Here is a 15,080-nt window from a genome sequence, read left to right on the forward strand (position 1 = left end):
ACAAAAAAAATCCAAAACTCGTCAGTTTTGGATTTTGATATTTTAAAAATTGGAATTTAAGAATTCTAAAGAATTATTATCTGCTCCACTCAGCGATACTGTCTTTATTCAATTTTACGTAATCGGCGTTGTTTGCCGCTTCAGCAGATGCTAAAGAAGCTTTTGCTGTTTCGATTGCTCCTTTTTTATCTCCTTGTTTAGCTTGAATTTGAGACTTCAATCTTGTTACGTAATAGGGTTTATCTGAACTCATATCCAACGCTTTGTCTACATAATTTCTAGCCGTTTCAATATTTCCGTTTGATTGGAATAAGTATTGAGATGCTGCAAAATAATCGTTCCATGTTGGACCAGCCAACGTTTTATCGATACTAGCTGTAGCAATTTTAGCTGTTGGAACTTCAAATTTTAAAGATACATGAGAATTTTCCCAAGCGATATCTAAATATCCAAAATTAGGATCTAATCCGTTGATTCCTATTGTAAAAGTTTCAATTGGAGTTGGCAAAGCATCTTCTTTAACTGTAGTTTTTAAAGCTACGTACGAATCGCTCCAGTTTTCTGGCAATCCCCAGTTATCAGTAGAAAGATAGAAAATGATATCCCAACTTTCGATTCTAGGAACTGTATAAATTGCATATTTTCCTTTTTTTAACGTTTTTCCGTCTATAATAACGTCATCGCTAAAATTAATAATTGTATTTTCATTAGCTCCAGTTCTCCATAATTTTCCAAACGGAACTAAATTTCCGAACACAGCTCTTCCTCTTGCTCCTGGTCTTGAATACGTAACTTCAACATCAGTTAAACCAACAGTTTGTTTGATATATCCTTTTGGACTTGCCTGCGGAGTTTTTACTTGCGCTTCTGATGCTAATGGCGCTAAGATCAAGGCTAAAGCAATAAGTAGTTTCTTCATTATTTTAAGTTTTATTTTTTATCCAAATTTACAAATTCAATTAGGGAACAAATGTTAAATTTAATATAATTCAGTCCTTTAGCTGTGATATTTTTTTAGCATTCAATTCGTTAAAATGTTCTATAACTAAATCAGCTTCAGATAAATCTTGAAGATGAGAATGCTCGCTATTGTATCCTATACAATAAATTCCTGCGCCTTTTGCTGCTTTTATTCCATTTGTGCTATCTTCAATAATAACGCATTCTTCTTTTGGTGCAACAGAAAGAGAAGCCGCATGAATAAATATCGCTGGATTAGGTTTTGATTGTGGAAAATCTTCTCCGCTCACAATATGCGTAAAATACTGGTGTAAATTGAATCTTGTAAAAACACGATCGATAGTGACTTTTGAAGCCGAAGAAGCTAAAATTAATTGCATTCCGCTGTTGTACAAATCTTTAATCAAATCTTCGACACCATCCAAAAGATGCAAATCTTCCTTAGTATCAAAAGCTTCATTAAAAATAGTTCTTTTTCGCTGAATCAAATCTTCTACTTCCTGCTCTACAGTAGGGAAATAACTTTTTAAAGTTTGAAATGTATTTCGAGTCGAAAATCCAGTAAACGTGGTGTACATTTCTTCTGGAACTTCGATATTCAATTCTGAAAATTGTAAATAGTAGGCATAACGATGAACTGGCTCCGTGTCAACGATTACGCCATCCATATCAAAAATTACTGTTTTAATCATTTTTTTTAAGGTTCTGAGGTTCTGAGATACTAAGATTCTAAGGTTTCTCTCTATTTATATTTAACTTTGACAAAGTTTTGAACTTTGTCAAAGTTGTTTTAAGTTCTATTTATAAGTTCAAGAAATTAAGATTCAACATTCTAGCTACAAGAACCTTAGCACCTTAGAATCTTAGTATCTTAGAAACTTATTTTTTAAGCAGATGTCTAATCACTGTTTCGGCAGCGTGCAAGCCAAATAATCCTGGCATATAGCTGTTTGTTCCGTAAAATGACTTTTTAAAGTTTTTACCGTCTGTTAATTTTAAGCTTTTTTCGTCTTGAATTTCAGAAGAGAAAACCACTTTCAGTTTATTGATTTTTACTTCTTTTAAACGCTTACGGACTGTTTTGGAGAAATAGCAGTTAATCGTTTTTGAAATATCTGCTACTTTTACTTTAGAAGCCAACATTTTTCCTCCCGCTCCCATGCTGCTAATGATTTTTACTCTTTTGCGTTTGGCAGCAATAATCAGGTTTAATTTTGGAGTAATACTGTCAATACAATCTAAAACATAATCAAACTCTGGAGAAACAATCTCAAAAGCACGCTCTGGCGAAAGGAATTCCTGAACACGAGTTAAATTCAATTCCGGATTAATATCCATCAATCGATCGCCAACAATTTTAATTTTTGGCTGTCCAACTGTAGAATGCAAAGCTGGTAATTGACGGTTAATATTCGTAATATCCACAACGTCTCCGTCTACAATTGTCATGTTACCCACTCCTGCTCTTGCTAAAAATTCAGCCGCAAAAGATCCAACTCCTCCTAGCCCAACGACTAAAACATTAGATTTTTGTAAATTTTCTAATCCTTCTTTAGTAAACAAAAGCTCTGCTCTTTCTGTCCATTCTGCCATATATTCTTTAATTTTATTTTTTGTTTCAAGTTTATGATGTTTCAAGTTTCAAGTTTCAAGTTTTTTTCGTTGTCAGGGTGAGCGAAGTCGAAGACCTAATTGGAACGCCCTTCGACTTCGCTCAGGGTGACAAACTTTGAACACAAAAAACTCTTTATTCTATATTCTATATTCTATATTCTTTTTTATTGTCTAAATAACCTTTTATAATTACTTAAAATAATGTCTTGTAATTCTTTTAATTCTAATTCTTTATATTCAGAAGCTAACTCATAAACTTGCTGAATCGTTTCTTCAATTGTATCGGTTTCGAGAAAAAAACGATCATTTGGAACATTCTGAAAAACCGTTTTTAAATCTGGATTTTTCAATAAATATTTTCCAAACGAAAGATAAAATCCAGCTGCAATTAATTGCTCTGCCAGTTGATTATTTTTTGAAAAACCATGAATAATCATTGGAACTCCTATCTTCATTTTTTTCTTGATTGCCATTACTTCCTGAAAAGCCGCAACGCAATGAATTACTACAGGTTTATTGAATTTTTCTGCTAATTCCAATTGTTTTTCAAAAACTGAAATCTGCAAATCAAACGGAACTTCAATTCTTTTATCCAAACCACATTCGCCAATTGCCAAACAGTTTGGAGTTTGCAGTTTTTCTTCTATAATTCTCAAATCTTCATCAATAAGATTTTCGTCAATATACCAAGGATGAATTCCGATAGAATAAAACGAAATCGTCTCATCAAAATCTTTTGGATACTGATTAACCAATTCTACAACATTAGATTGATTGGTAAATTGATGTGTATGAAAATTAAAATATTCCATTAATGAAACGCTTTTACTCCTGCTTTAATTTCAATTTTCAAATCGTTTTCCTGTGGTACAAGCGGACAAGAATATTTGTAATTATAAGCGCAATACGGGTTATAAGCTTGATTAAAATCGATTGCTATTGTGTTTCCTTTCGGAATTTCTAAATCAATATAACGGCCTCCAATGTAGCTTTGCTTTCCACTTGTTAAATCTGAAAAAGGTAAGAAAAGATGATTTTTATATTTTTCTTGAACAATAAGTTCTAAACTTTGGTAAACGGCAAGTTTAAAAGCTTTTCCGTTTATTTTAAAGTTTAAAGTACCGTATTTAATATACTTTGGAGTATAATTTCCTGAAGTTTTCATTTCAAAAACTTTTCCGCCTTTGGCCTTTTCCAAAGTAGCAGTTACAAAATAAGTTTCAGAAATGGGAAAAAATTCTAAGCTTTTAAAGGTTTTCAAATCTTCAGCCATCAACGGACTCGTCTTAGGATCAGCAAACTCGGTATTGATTTTCTTTTGAAATTTTTGAACATCGGTCTTATTGAACTTTTTTTGTGCAAAGCCAAAATTAAATACCAACAATAAAGCAAGGGCGTTTATAGTTTTCATCTTAGAAATTTTCTGCAAAAATAGTTCAAAAGTAACAAAACACCAACCACTTAACGAGACAAAGTTTCCTAACTTTGTGACGATAATTTATCAAACAAAATGCTAAAAACTGCCTTAACTCACTACATTAACAACTTTCGAGGTTTTACCAGAGAAGTTTGGATTCTTGCTATCATCACTTTTATTAACCGCGCTGGAACAATGGTTCTTCCTTTTTTATCCAAATATTTAAAAGAAGATCTTCATTTTTCGTATAATCAAGTAGGTTGGATTATGGTGGCTTTTGGTCTTGGATCTATGTTGGGTTCTTGGCTTGGCGGTAAATTATCAGATAAGATCGGGTTCTATAAAATCATGATTTTTAGTTTATTCACTAGTGGTGTTTCTCTATTTTTTGTTCAATATATTACCACTTTCTGGGCTCTTTGTGCCGCCATGTTTGTTCTTATGACGATTGCAGATATGTTTCGTCCTGCTATGTTTGTGTCTCTAGGCGCTTATGCCAAACCAGAAAATCGTACTCGTGCACTTACACTTGTGCGCCTTGCTGTAAATCTTGGTTTTGCAGCTGGACCTGCGCTTGGAGGTTTGATTATTATGGGAATGGGATATTCCGGTTTGTTTTGGGTTGACGGAGCTTCTTGTATTATTTCGATTTCAATTTTTGCTTTATTGGTAAAAGAAAAGAAAAAAGCAACGCATGATGATAAAATGGAAAGTGCTACTGATGTAAAATCGGTCTTTCACGATAAAATTTTCTGGGTTTTCTTGTTTGTAAGTTTCATTACAGCAATGATTTTCTTCCAGCTATTTACCACTTTGCCTTTATATCATAATGAAAAATTTGGCTTAAGCGAATTCCAAACCGGTTTGCTAATGACCTTAAATGGACTTTTAATCTTTACTCTAGAAATGCCAACAGTTGGATTTTTAGAGCGAAAAGCTTTTCCGAAGATTAGAATTATTATCGTTGGATCGTTTGTTATGGCGAGCAGTTTCTTTTTACTTCTAGTTAATTTCTGGGCCGGAATTTTGGTTGTGAGCATGGTTTGCATTTCGATTGGAGAAGTGCTTACTTTCCCTTTTTCTAATGCTTTCGCTTTGAGCCGCGCACCACGTGGACAAGAAGGCCGATACATGGCTCTTTATACAATGAGTTTTAGCCTTGCTCATATTATCAGTTCTAAGCTTGGATTTGAAATTATTACCCGATTCGGTTATCAAATTAACTGGCTTTTTATGGCCTGCATCGGAGTTGTTGCAACGGGATGCTGCATTTGGATTAAGAACGCTTTAACCAACGAGAAGATTTCGTAAAAAAACTTTTAACTTTTTAGATTCTAACAAAAGTAAGCGTTTTCTTAATTTAAAATAAAAGAGAGTCATACAATTCTATATGACTCTCAATTTAATAACATTATTTGGGTTTCATTTTTTTATTCAATTTCAAAACTTGATTTTACTTGAATATAACTCTTCTTAGCATCGTCACTTTTAACTAAAAAAATAGTATAACCTTTGAGATAATCCCAAAGCTCATAATCCCTTAATTTTAATCTTCTGTTTTCATTATAGAATTTAGACGACCTAATAAATTCTTTAAGATTAATTTCTTTTGATTTTGTATTGCAAACATTTATCTTTTGAACTTCAGTAAAGTAAAAGCCACCAATACGAGCACCACTTCCATCTTTTATATAATAATTTGGATTTTCAGGATATATAGTAATATAATTACTATCATAAGCAAAAAAAAGTGTGTCTTTTACTTTTTCCTGACCTTGAGAATTTATTCCTAGAATACAAGTCACTAATAAAATGAATATTTTCATAATTTGTTTTCCAAATTTCAAGCTTTATATTAAATATTTAGTCAAAAATCACAATTGAAATATCAACTTTAATATATTCGGTTTTTTCATCACTTTCCCTTATCAAAATAATTTTATAATTTTTCATAAAATCGAGCAGTCCTTTTATATCTAATGTTATTTTCCCTTGATTTATAAAGAATTTTGAATTCCTTATAAAATACTTTAAATCCAATACTTCTGTAGGTTTTAAATTAAATAAAATTTCAGCTTCTTGAAAACAAAATTCGGTATGTCCATTTCCGTCTTCAATAAAAAAAGTTTTTGGAATATTCTTGTTTTCAAACAGATAAGAATTATCTATTTTAAAATACAACGTATCTTTTTTTACTTTTTGCTGCGCTTGTACATTATTTAAAAGAAATAAATACATTATGAGTCTACATCCTATGAAAACAGAGCTTTTAAATTTTGACATCATCGTTCAAATCAAATTAAGTTTGATATTATTTATTATCACATAGACTAAATGGTGCTAATGGTCAATTATAACCGAATGGTATTGCTCATCTGCATATCTTCAATAAACTTCTCTAAAATATAATTCAAGTGAACGAATATAAAAGAAATGTGTTTAATTTAACAAATAAAATATTAAAAATATATTGATTAGAACTTTTACTACAATCACAGATAAATCATTTCAAAAATGGTTATTGCAAAAGGATCCTGCATTTGGATTAACGCTTTGACCAACGAGAAGATTTCCTAAAAAAAACTTTTAACTTTTTAAAACCTTATCATTCAATTTATTACCATTAAATTTGAATAGTATTTCTGCATTCAAAACTGAAAGCAAACTTAATTTTTAGTTAAATAACTATTTTTATAGTTGCGTAACTAAAAAAATAGTTGTAGGTTTGAATTAAAATTAGAGAAGATGCAGAAGTTAACAAACAAAGAAGAAGAAATCATGATGATTTTATGGAAGCTGAAAAAAGCTTTCGTAAAAGAAATCCAAGCCGAAATAACAGAAGATCAGCCACATTACAACACATTATCGACTATTGTGCGTAATCTGGAAGAAAAAGGATATGTTGGACACAATGCTTTTGGAAACACACATCAATACTTTCCTATTATAGCAATTGAAGATTACAGAAAAGGATTTATGAAAACCGCTATCGATAATTACTTCAACAGTTCTTATAAAAGTATGGTTTCCTTTTTTGCTAAAGAAGAAAAAATTTCAGCAGATGAATTGCGTGAGATTTTATCAATGATCGAAAATAAAAACGAAAAAAAATAATCAGTTTATGGAAGCAGTTTTCATTTACATCGCCAAATCAAGCAGTTTAATGCTAATGTTTTATTGTGCTTACTATTTTTTACTGCGCAAAGAAACATTTTTCAACAGTAACAGATGGTTTCTTTTATCTGGCTTGGTAGTCTCAGTAATTTTACCATTATTGACTTACACAAAAGTAATATGGATTGATGCTGCTCCTAATTTCGATACCAATATCCAAACAACATTAATAAGTAACTCGGACAGCGAATCGGTAGAATTTAATTGGAATTATATTATTCTAGGCTTCTATGGGATTGGTCTTATTGTTTTTCTTTTAAAATTGGCAATTGACTTTTATAGTTTGAACGCTATTATAAAAGGAAAAAAAATCAAACAGCAAGCCGATTTCAAATTTGTAGATATCAACGAAAATATCGCGCCTTTCTCCTATTTTGAATACATTGTGTACAACTCATCACTTTACACCGCATCAGAATTAGAAAGCATTTTGGAACATGAAAAAGTGCACAGCGATCAAAATCATACTTTTGATGTATTGATTTCGAGAATCTTCAGTATCATTTTCTGGTTCAATCCTATTGTATGGCTTTACAAAAAGGCAATCACTCAAAATTTGGAGTTTATTGCTGATAGTGAAGCTTCTAAAAAACTTTCAGACAAAAAAGCATATCAATACACGCTTTTAAAAATAACAACACACGAAAATTGTGTTGCAATCACCAATCATTTTTATCAATCATTAATCAAAAAACGAATTGTCATGTTAAACAAAAATCAATCAAAAATGAGGAATTCCTGGAAGTATTATCTTATGCTTCCTGCACTTGCAACATTTGTTTTATTATTTCAAGTTGAAGTAATTGCGAAAGAGAAACCACAAATTATAAAAGAAAACGATTCAAATATTGAATCTGTAGATGTTTTTAAAATCAGCAAAAATTCTACAGATGCCGAATTAAATGAAATCAAGAATAATTTGAAGAAAAACCACAATGTGAAATTTGAAATGTCAGAAATTAAGAGAAATGACTCGGACCAACTGACATCTATTACGATCGATATAAAGAAAGGAAAACAACATTCAAAATCCATTCAAAATTCGGATAAAGCAATAAATGAATTCGGAGTAATTATTATTACTTATAAAAATGGCGATAAAAAAATAGGAATTCAGACTGTAAATAATTCTAATGACAAAGAACCTAAAAAAGCAATTAGCAATAAACTAAAAACCGAAACCAATGTTAACACTAATTCTAATACTAGTACAAAAACTAACAGTAATAGTAGTGCAAATTCTAGCACTACTGTAATTGTAGATAACGACAATAATACGGTTATTACTACTTCTTCTGATGAAGGAACATCTGTTGCCGTTTCAAATGGTGTAAAAACGAATGTGAAATTAGGTTTTCCGCTTGTAATTTTAGATGGAAAAGATATGCCTTCTGATTTTGATATGAACAGCCTTCCTCCTAGCACGATTAAATCGGTAAGAGTTTTTAAAAGCTTAGATGCTGTAGCTTTATTTGGTGAAAAAGGCGAGCATGGTATTGTCGAAATTAAAACCAAAAAATAAAAAGTTTTAATCTTTTAAATCACTGAGAAATGCAAAAACTGACCAATAAAGAAGAAGAAATCATGCATATTTTATGGAAGCTGAAAAAAGCTTTTGTAAAAGAAATTCAAGCAGAGATTTTAGAAGATCAGCCACATTATAATACTTTGTCTACCATTGTTCGTAATCTGGAAGAAAAGGGATATGTTGCACATAATGCTTTTGGAAATACGCATCAATATTACCCAGCTGTAAGCATCGAAGACTATAGAAAAGGGTTCATGAGCACTGCAATTGACAATTATTTTAATAGCTCATACAAAAGCATGGTTTCTTTTTTTGCCAAAGAAGAAAAAATCTCGGCAGACGAATTGCGAGAAATATTAGACATGATCGAAAATCCAAAAGCAGGTAAGTAATCAAAATAGTTATGGAAGCACTTTTCATTTTTATCTTAAAATCAAGCGGGTTATTAGCAATGTTTTATTTTGCTTACATCTTTTTACTTCGCAAAGAAACTTTTTTTAACAGTAGCCGCTGGTTTTTAATTGCGGGATTAATCACTTCTGTGGTATTGCCTTTTGTAGTTTATACGAAAGTGATTTGGGTTGAAGCGCCTCCAGCGCCAGCGCCAGATCCAATAATTACAACTACAACAACTGATGTAGCAAATATTCCAACTTCAAATCATGAAGCTGCTGTTTATAACACTCAGTATAAGCCAACAACTGTTTCTGTTATTGAAGAAGAAAATTTTGAAATCGATTGGACTTTGGTCGCGGCTGTAGTGTACGGAATTGGCTTCGTAGGTTTTATGATCAAATTTGCACTTGATTTTTACAGTCTGAATTCTGTTTTAAAAGGAAAAAAGATTGAACTGCAGGAAGATTTTAAATTTATCGATGTTAATGAAAATATAGCTCCTTTCTCTTATTTCGATTACATTGTATATAACTCATCACTATATACTTCGTCGGAATTAGAAAGTATTTTGGAGCACGAAAAAGTGCACAGCGATCAAAAGCATACCATTGACGTTTTGATTTCTAGAATCTTTTGCATTCTATTTTGGTTTAACCCAATTATCTGGCTTTATAAGAAAGCTATTCTGCAAAATCTTGAATTCATTGCAGATAGTGAAGCTTCTAAAAAAATTGCCGACAAAAAAGCGTATCAATACACACTTTTAAAAATCACAACACACGAAACTTGTGTTGCAATCACCAATCATTTTTATCAATCATTAATCAAAAAACGAATTGTCATGTTAAACAAAAATCAATCAAACAAAAGAAATTACTGGAAGTATTCGGCAGTAATACCTGCTCTTGGTGCATTTGTTCTTTTATTTCAAATAAGAACCATTGCACAAGAAAAGAAACAAGCTGAAGTTGCAACAATCCAAAGAGACACTGTTAAGGATACAGAGCAAACAATCAAAATTACTAAAAACACGACTGATAAGGAATTAAATGAATTGCCAGGACAATTAAAGGCAAATCATAATTTGGATGTCGAAATTTCGGATGTAAAAAGAAATACCAAAGAAGAATTGACTGGGATTCAAATCAAAGTAAAATCAGATTCTGGTAAAAAACAAATGATCAGAATTGACGGAGACGAAGCTATTAAAGACTGCGAATTGGCAATTGGAACAAACGAAAATGGATCAAAGGCTATTGTAATTAATACTGATGGAAATTTCAGAACACCAATGATTATCAAAAACAATAAAGTTATTGTTCGCACTTTTGGAAATGGAGAATCTGATGTTGCAGCTCCTGCACCTCCAACCCCACCAGCATTTCCTTCAGGACCAATGCCTCCTGTTCCAGCAATTGATATGTCAAAAATGCCGAAACCTCCTGTTGCTCCAAAAAATCCAAAGGATAAAGTAGCAATGGCTAAGTTTGAAAAAGACATGGAAGCTTTTGGAAAACAAATGGAAGCGTTTGAACCTCAAATGAAAGAATACGAAAAGCAGGTTGAAGCTATCATGTCGCAAAGAGCAGAAGTTTACGAGAAAGAAATGGCGAAATATGAAATTGCTATGGAAAAGTTCAGTGCAAACATGGAAAAGTTCAACTATGACTTTAATTTCAAATTCGGAGACGATTCTAAAGACTATGAAAACAGCATGAAACAATACGAGCAAGACATGAAACAGTATGAGCTTGATATGAAACAACATGCTAAAGATATGAAGCAACATGAAAAAAACATGAAACAGCATGAAAAAGACATGAAGCAACGTGAAAAAGAGATGAAAGAAATGGAAAAGCAGAATAAAAAAGCTTAATCCTAATGAGAGCCTTACTTACCGTCTCTTTACTATTGGTTCTTAATTTATCTTTTGGTCAAAAAAATGTTGACAAATCAACAGAACAAAAAATTGACAATTATATAAAAGAAGTAATAGCAATTAATGAAATTCCTGGTGTGGCATTGGCAGTAATAAAAGATGGTAAAATTGTTTATGAAAAATATTTTGGAAAAGCTTCTATAGAAGACAATAAAGCAGTGGATAAAAACACTGCTTTTAAAATTTTTTCAACTACCAAATTAATTACCAATGTTGGGGTATTTCAACTTATTGAACAAGGAAAATTATCACTCGAAGACCCTATTTCAAAATATTTAGAAAACACTCCAAAAGAATGGCAAGAAGTAAAAATTAAAAATTTGCTTTCTCATTCTTCCGGGCTTCCTGATGTTGTTAGGTTTCAAGAAATTTCAATAACGGCGTCAATTAACGAAAAAATAGCTTTACTGTCTCAAAAACCAATGGATTTTAAAACAGGAAATCAATATCGTTACAATCAAACTAATTATTTGTTTCTGGCTAAAATTATCGAAAAAATTACAGGTTTGCCTTTTGAAGAATATATTTTACAAAATCAGTTTCCTTCTATAAAATCAGGTGTTTATTTTTCTTCGAATTTTGGCGAAACGGTACCCAATAGTGCTTCTAGATACAACTATGATGATCAAACAAAAAAGTACGTTAAAAGCACCTCAAACTTTGGAACCGAAGCTCATTCTGCAAACGGTTTAAATATATCTTTGCCGAATTTTATTCTATGGAATGAAAATCTCGATAGAGGTATTTATCTTCAAAAAGAAACCAAAAATGATATTTGGAAACCGTTTCCGTTTGCCAACCACACAGATCGTTTTGCTTTCGGCTGGGAAATTGTACCGGTTAATAATGTCCTTTCATACGGCTTTACTGGTGGCAATGAAACTGCTTTTAGAAAATTTATTGATCGTGATTTAACGATAATCTTTTTATCTAATGGACATAAATATTCGGGCTTATATGTACAAAGTCAAGTAATTAATCATGTGGCTTCGATTGTAGATAAAACACTTATAGATGAATTTTTATTAGCTGGAGAAAATATCAATCAGAATTTTTTAAAATTAGATTTTACAAAAGCGCAACAGAATTATTTAGCCATAAAAAAGAATCATCCTGATTGGGACTTTGAATATCGACTGAATGTTATTGGCTATACATTAATGGATCACGGAAGATTGCATGACGGAATAAAAGTCTTAGAGCTTAACGCAAAAGAGAATCCGAAATCTGGAAATGCATTTGACAGTTTGGCTGATGGTTATTTTAGAAATAATGAATTGGCACTTTCGAAAGAAAACTATCAAAAAGCATTATCTCTTTCTCCAGATAACAATAATGCAAAAGAAATGCTCGAGAAAATCAACAAAATAGTAACGAAGTAATCTACACTTTCTTTTAATAAATGAAAAAACATATTTACTAAAATGAAAAAGCTCATTATATTCCTGTTTTTATGTTTTAGCTTTTCAATTCTAGCGCAGAAGAATACCGCTGAAAAAAGTATTTTTATTGCAATGGACAAAACAGCTTCTCTTTTAATTGGAAAATCAAAAGCCAATTCTATTTCAATTGGAGTGGTTAAGAATGGAAAAACCTATACCAGACATTACGGCGAAATTGATAAGGGAAAAGAAAACGTTGCGAACAACAACACTGTTTTTGAAGTTGCTTCTATAACGAAACTATTTACAGGTTTACTGACTGCACAAGCCGTTTTGGAAGGAAAATTGAATCCAGACGATGATATTAGAAAATATATTACAGGCTCTTATCCAAACTTAGAATATAACGGAACTCCGATCACTATTAAAGATTTAGTTTCTTTTAGAACTGGTTTTGATAAAGATCTTCCAGATACTGCCGAATTGAGAAAAAACAGAAACGACAGTAGTTATTTGGCTTTTAAAAAGATGGATGAAACGTATAGTCGTGAGAAGTTTTTTGAAGATCTTAAAACTATAAAATTAGACACTTTACCAGGAACAAAATTCAAGTACAGCAACGGAAGTCTTAATCTTACTGCTCATATTTTAGAAAACGTATATGGCAAAAGCTATGAAACACTTTTGAAAGAAAATATTTTTTCAAAACTTGACATGCAATCAAGCGGTATAAATTTAAGTCCAAATACTGTTATTGCAAACGGCTATAATCTAAAAGGCGTTCTAATGCCTAACATTTCAGACAACCTTTGGGGCGCCGCCGGAATGCTAAAAAGTACTTTAAGTGATTTGACTAAATTTATTGCTTATGAGCTTAATACAAAAAATAAAATTGTTCAAGAATCGCAACGAAATCTACTAAATAGTCCAACAACTTGGAACGGTTATTTCTGGGATTATATTCAAGTGGATGAAAATGGAAAAAATTGCTGGAAACACGGCGGCGCTTTTGGAACTCAAAACATGCTGGTTGTTTATCCAGAACGTCAATTAGGAATTTCCATCATCGTAAATATAAGTGATGAAAATACCGGCAATGCACTAGGTGAAGCCATTACAAGACTCTCAAATGATTTATTGAGTGAAAACAAAAAACAAGCTGGCATTTACGGCTACAAGATCGTAAACGACAATGTTGTATTTGCTTATGAACATGATAAGAATTTAGATCCGATTTTGGTTAAGAGCGTTTCCATAGCGGGTTCTTTTGACCAATGGAATCCGAATGATCAGAATTTTCAAATGATTCAGAAAAGTAAAAATACATTTGAATTATCGGTCCCAAAATCGAAATTTGAAAAGAATAAAACGCATCTTTTCAAATTTGTCATCAATAAAACGGGATGGATGGAAGCTCCAAAAAATGCCATAAATCGTGAAACCGAAGGCGACGAAAATCTGATTCTCAAAATTTAAATACTTTTACATTTTACTACCCAAAAGACTTTGCTTTAAACACAAAGTCTTTTTTTTATATCTTTGAACAAACAAATCTACTATGTATAAATTATTAGCTAAACTAAATAAACTACTTTTGCCAAGCTTTACCAAAAAAGGTCTAGATATTTCTAAGGCTACGAAATGGCAAATGGCTATTATTGGTTACCGCGCCTATGTTACAAAAAGAGCATTGGACAATTAATTTAGAATACATTTTATTATCCGACAGCAATTATTTTTTATAATTCTGTCTTATTTTTTTATGAAAAACCGAGAATTCAGCCTTCCTCCTGTTCCAGCAGTATTATTAGCTATTATTAGTGTTCAATGTGGGGCTGCAATTGCCAAAACACTATTTCCTACAATCGGCGCAGCTGGTACGGCATCTATGCGTATTGGTATTTCGGCGTTAATTTTATTATTGGCTTACAGACCAAATCTAAAATCGATAACTCCGCAACAATGGAAAATTGTAATTCCATATGGCTTGTCGTTAGGAGCCATGAATTTAATTTTTTACCTCGCAATAGAAAAAATTCCAATTGGCCTGGCCGTAACTTTAGAGTTTGTTGGTCCTTTAATACTCGCAATCGCAGGTTCAAAACGTTTGGTTGATTATTGTTGGGTAATGCTGGCAGCAATTGGCATTTTATTAATTGCACCATGGACAAACGATCGCTTAGATCCTATCGGAATTATATGCGCACTTCTCGCTGGAGCATTCTGGAGTGCTTATATTGTTTTAGGAGGTAAAATTTCGAAAATAATGAACGATGGAGATGCCGTTACAACCGGAATGCTGTTTGCGGCGATTTTAGTCTTGCCTTTTGGTTTTCTAGAAAGCGGATTAAACAATCTTACTCCAAAATTATTCGGAATGGGTGTTGCTCTTGCGCTTTTGTCTAGTGCAATTCCGTTTACTTTAGAAATGAAGGCTTTAGGAAAACTTCCACCCCGCACTTTTAGCATATTAATGAGTCTAGAACCAGCAGCAGCTTCTATTTGCGCTTTTATATTTCTTCAAGAAAATTTAAACTTCTATGAAATTCTAGCTGTAGTTTGCGTTATAATTGCTTCTGCAGGAAGTACATTAACCGCTAAAAAATAATTTTGGAAAAATCTCAAAATAAAAATTCCAAATCCCAATTTAAGCTTGGAATTTGGAATTTC

Annotated in this window: 16 protein-coding genes; 9 read left to right on the plus strand and 7 right to left on the minus strand. The window is 31.9% G+C overall.

The window, feature by feature from the left end:
- Positions 1 to 76 precede the first annotated feature (76 nt).
- The 5 genes from NCC77_RS14525 to NCC77_RS14545 form a co-directional block, all read right to left on the minus strand.
- On the minus strand, positions 77 to 919 hold the full coding sequence (locus NCC77_RS14525) for a DUF2911 domain-containing protein (protein WP_250836213.1): 843 nt from the start codon (positions 917 to 919) through the stop codon (positions 77 to 79).
- Positions 920 to 989: 70 nt separating this feature from the next.
- Positions 990 to 1,652: an HAD family hydrolase gene (locus NCC77_RS14530; protein ID WP_250836214.1), complete on the minus strand. Its 663-nt coding sequence runs from the start codon at positions 1,650 to 1,652 to the stop codon at positions 990 to 992.
- Between the two features lie 187 nt (positions 1,653 to 1,839).
- The gene (locus NCC77_RS14535; RefSeq protein ID WP_250836263.1) at positions 1,840 to 2,553 is read right to left on the minus strand and encodes a tRNA threonylcarbamoyladenosine dehydratase; all 714 of its coding nucleotides are present in this window, start codon (positions 2,551 to 2,553) and stop codon (positions 1,840 to 1,842) included.
- A 185-nt stretch (positions 2,554 to 2,738) separates the two neighbouring features.
- Positions 2,739 to 3,386, minus strand: a complete 648-nt coding sequence (locus tag NCC77_RS14540; protein WP_250836215.1) for a TatD family hydrolase — start codon at positions 3,384 to 3,386, stop codon at positions 2,739 to 2,741.
- On the minus strand, positions 3,386 to 3,985 hold the full coding sequence (locus NCC77_RS14545; protein ID WP_250836216.1) for a DUF1684 domain-containing protein: 600 nt from the start codon (positions 3,983 to 3,985) through the stop codon (positions 3,386 to 3,388). Before NCC77_RS14545 ends, NCC77_RS14540 begins: the two co-directional genes overlap by 1 nt.
- A 99-nt stretch (positions 3,986 to 4,084) precedes the next feature.
- On the opposite strand from NCC77_RS14545, the gene NCC77_RS14550 reads away from it, so the two are divergent.
- A complete protein-coding gene (locus NCC77_RS14550) occupies positions 4,085 to 5,302 on the plus strand; it encodes an MDR family MFS transporter (RefSeq protein WP_250836217.1) in 1,218 nt (405 codons plus the stop codon).
- Between the two features lie 119 nt (positions 5,303 to 5,421).
- On the opposite strand, the gene NCC77_RS14555 is transcribed toward NCC77_RS14550, so the two are convergent.
- Positions 5,422 to 5,817: a hypothetical protein gene (locus NCC77_RS14555; RefSeq protein WP_250836218.1), complete on the minus strand. Its 396-nt coding sequence runs from the start codon at positions 5,815 to 5,817 to the stop codon at positions 5,422 to 5,424.
- Positions 5,818 to 5,854: 37 nt separating this feature from the next.
- A complete protein-coding gene (locus NCC77_RS14560) occupies positions 5,855 to 6,277 on the minus strand; it encodes a hypothetical protein (RefSeq protein ID WP_250836219.1) in 423 nt (140 codons plus the stop codon).
- A 459-nt stretch (positions 6,278 to 6,736) separates the two neighbouring features.
- On the opposite strand from NCC77_RS14560, the gene NCC77_RS14565 reads away from it, so the two are divergent.
- The 8 genes from NCC77_RS14565 to NCC77_RS14600 all read left to right on the plus strand — a co-directional run bounded on the left by NCC77_RS14565 (position 6,737) and on the right by NCC77_RS14600 (position 15,018).
- Positions 6,737 to 7,105: a BlaI/MecI/CopY family transcriptional regulator gene (locus NCC77_RS14565; RefSeq protein WP_250836220.1), complete on the plus strand. Its 369-nt coding sequence runs from the start codon at positions 6,737 to 6,739 to the stop codon at positions 7,103 to 7,105.
- A gap of 7 nt (positions 7,106 to 7,112) precedes the next feature.
- Positions 7,113 to 8,687: a M56 family metallopeptidase gene (locus tag NCC77_RS14570; RefSeq protein WP_250836221.1), complete on the plus strand. Its 1,575-nt coding sequence runs from the start codon at positions 7,113 to 7,115 to the stop codon at positions 8,685 to 8,687.
- Positions 8,688 to 8,716: 29 nt separating this feature from the next.
- Positions 8,717 to 9,085 carry a BlaI/MecI/CopY family transcriptional regulator gene (locus NCC77_RS14575; RefSeq protein WP_095931144.1) on the plus strand — a complete coding sequence of 123 codons (369 nt, stop codon included), beginning with the start codon at positions 8,717 to 8,719 and terminating at the stop codon, positions 9,083 to 9,085.
- 11 nt (positions 9,086 to 9,096) lie between these two features.
- Positions 9,097 to 10,965 carry a M56 family metallopeptidase gene (locus tag NCC77_RS14580; protein ID WP_250836222.1) on the plus strand — a complete coding sequence of 623 codons (1,869 nt, stop codon included), beginning with the start codon at positions 9,097 to 9,099 and terminating at the stop codon, positions 10,963 to 10,965.
- Between the two features lie 5 nt (positions 10,966 to 10,970).
- Positions 10,971 to 12,410: a serine hydrolase gene (locus tag NCC77_RS14585; RefSeq protein WP_250836223.1), complete on the plus strand. Its 1,440-nt coding sequence runs from the start codon at positions 10,971 to 10,973 to the stop codon at positions 12,408 to 12,410.
- Between the two features lie 42 nt (positions 12,411 to 12,452).
- The gene (locus NCC77_RS14590) at positions 12,453 to 13,886 is read left to right on the plus strand and encodes a serine hydrolase (protein ID WP_250836224.1); all 1,434 of its coding nucleotides are present in this window, start codon (positions 12,453 to 12,455) and stop codon (positions 13,884 to 13,886) included.
- Between the two features lie 82 nt (positions 13,887 to 13,968).
- Positions 13,969 to 14,112, plus strand: a complete 144-nt coding sequence (locus NCC77_RS14595; protein ID WP_095931140.1) for an SsrA-binding protein — start codon at positions 13,969 to 13,971, stop codon at positions 14,110 to 14,112.
- Positions 14,113 to 14,172: 60 nt separating this feature from the next.
- Complete coding sequence (locus NCC77_RS14600) at positions 14,173 to 15,018, plus strand: EamA family transporter (RefSeq protein WP_250836225.1); 846 nt, start codon at positions 14,173 to 14,175, stop codon at positions 15,016 to 15,018.
- Positions 15,019 to 15,080: the final 62 nt, after the last annotated feature.

Origin of the sequence: Flavobacterium tyrosinilyticum (assembly GCF_023656565.1) — a bacterium.
Taxonomy (GTDB): Bacteria; Bacteroidota; Bacteroidia; order Flavobacteriales; family Flavobacteriaceae; genus Flavobacterium; species Flavobacterium tyrosinilyticum.

What these genes read in the sequence shown, in the direction of transcription:
- NCC77_RS14525 (WP_250836213.1), bottom strand. Translation starts at nt 919, where the DNA reads ATGAAGAAACTACTTATTGCTTTAGCCTTGATCTTAGCGCCATTAGCA.
- NCC77_RS14530 (WP_250836214.1), bottom strand. Translation starts at nt 1,652, where the DNA reads ATGATTAAAACAGTAATTTTTGATATGGATGGCGTAATCGTTGACACG.
- NCC77_RS14535 (WP_250836263.1), bottom strand. Translation starts at nt 2,553, where the DNA reads ATGGCAGAATGGACAGAAAGAGCAGAGCTTTTGTTTACTAAAGAAGGA.
- NCC77_RS14540 (WP_250836215.1), bottom strand. Translation starts at nt 3,386, where the DNA reads ATGGAATATTTTAATTTTCATACACATCAATTTACCAATCAATCTAAT.
- NCC77_RS14545 (WP_250836216.1), bottom strand. Translation starts at nt 3,985, where the DNA reads ATGAAAACTATAAACGCCCTTGCTTTATTGTTGGTATTTAATTTTGGC.
- NCC77_RS14550 (WP_250836217.1), top strand. Translation starts at nt 4,085, where the DNA reads ATGCTAAAAACTGCCTTAACTCACTACATTAACAACTTTCGAGGTTTT.
- NCC77_RS14555 (WP_250836218.1), bottom strand. Translation starts at nt 5,817, where the DNA reads ATGAAAATATTCATTTTATTAGTGACTTGTATTCTAGGAATAAATTCT.
- NCC77_RS14560 (WP_250836219.1), bottom strand. Translation starts at nt 6,277, where the DNA reads ATGATGTCAAAATTTAAAAGCTCTGTTTTCATAGGATGTAGACTCATA.
- NCC77_RS14565 (WP_250836220.1), top strand. Translation starts at nt 6,737, where the DNA reads ATGCAGAAGTTAACAAACAAAGAAGAAGAAATCATGATGATTTTATGG.
- NCC77_RS14570 (WP_250836221.1), top strand. Translation starts at nt 7,113, where the DNA reads ATGGAAGCAGTTTTCATTTACATCGCCAAATCAAGCAGTTTAATGCTA.
- NCC77_RS14575 (WP_095931144.1), top strand. Translation starts at nt 8,717, where the DNA reads ATGCAAAAACTGACCAATAAAGAAGAAGAAATCATGCATATTTTATGG.
- NCC77_RS14580 (WP_250836222.1), top strand. Translation starts at nt 9,097, where the DNA reads ATGGAAGCACTTTTCATTTTTATCTTAAAATCAAGCGGGTTATTAGCA.
- NCC77_RS14585 (WP_250836223.1), top strand. Translation starts at nt 10,971, where the DNA reads ATGAGAGCCTTACTTACCGTCTCTTTACTATTGGTTCTTAATTTATCT.
- NCC77_RS14590 (WP_250836224.1), top strand. Translation starts at nt 12,453, where the DNA reads ATGAAAAAGCTCATTATATTCCTGTTTTTATGTTTTAGCTTTTCAATT.
- NCC77_RS14595 (WP_095931140.1), top strand. Translation starts at nt 13,969, where the DNA reads ATGTATAAATTATTAGCTAAACTAAATAAACTACTTTTGCCAAGCTTT.
- NCC77_RS14600 (WP_250836225.1), top strand. Translation starts at nt 14,173, where the DNA reads ATGAAAAACCGAGAATTCAGCCTTCCTCCTGTTCCAGCAGTATTATTA.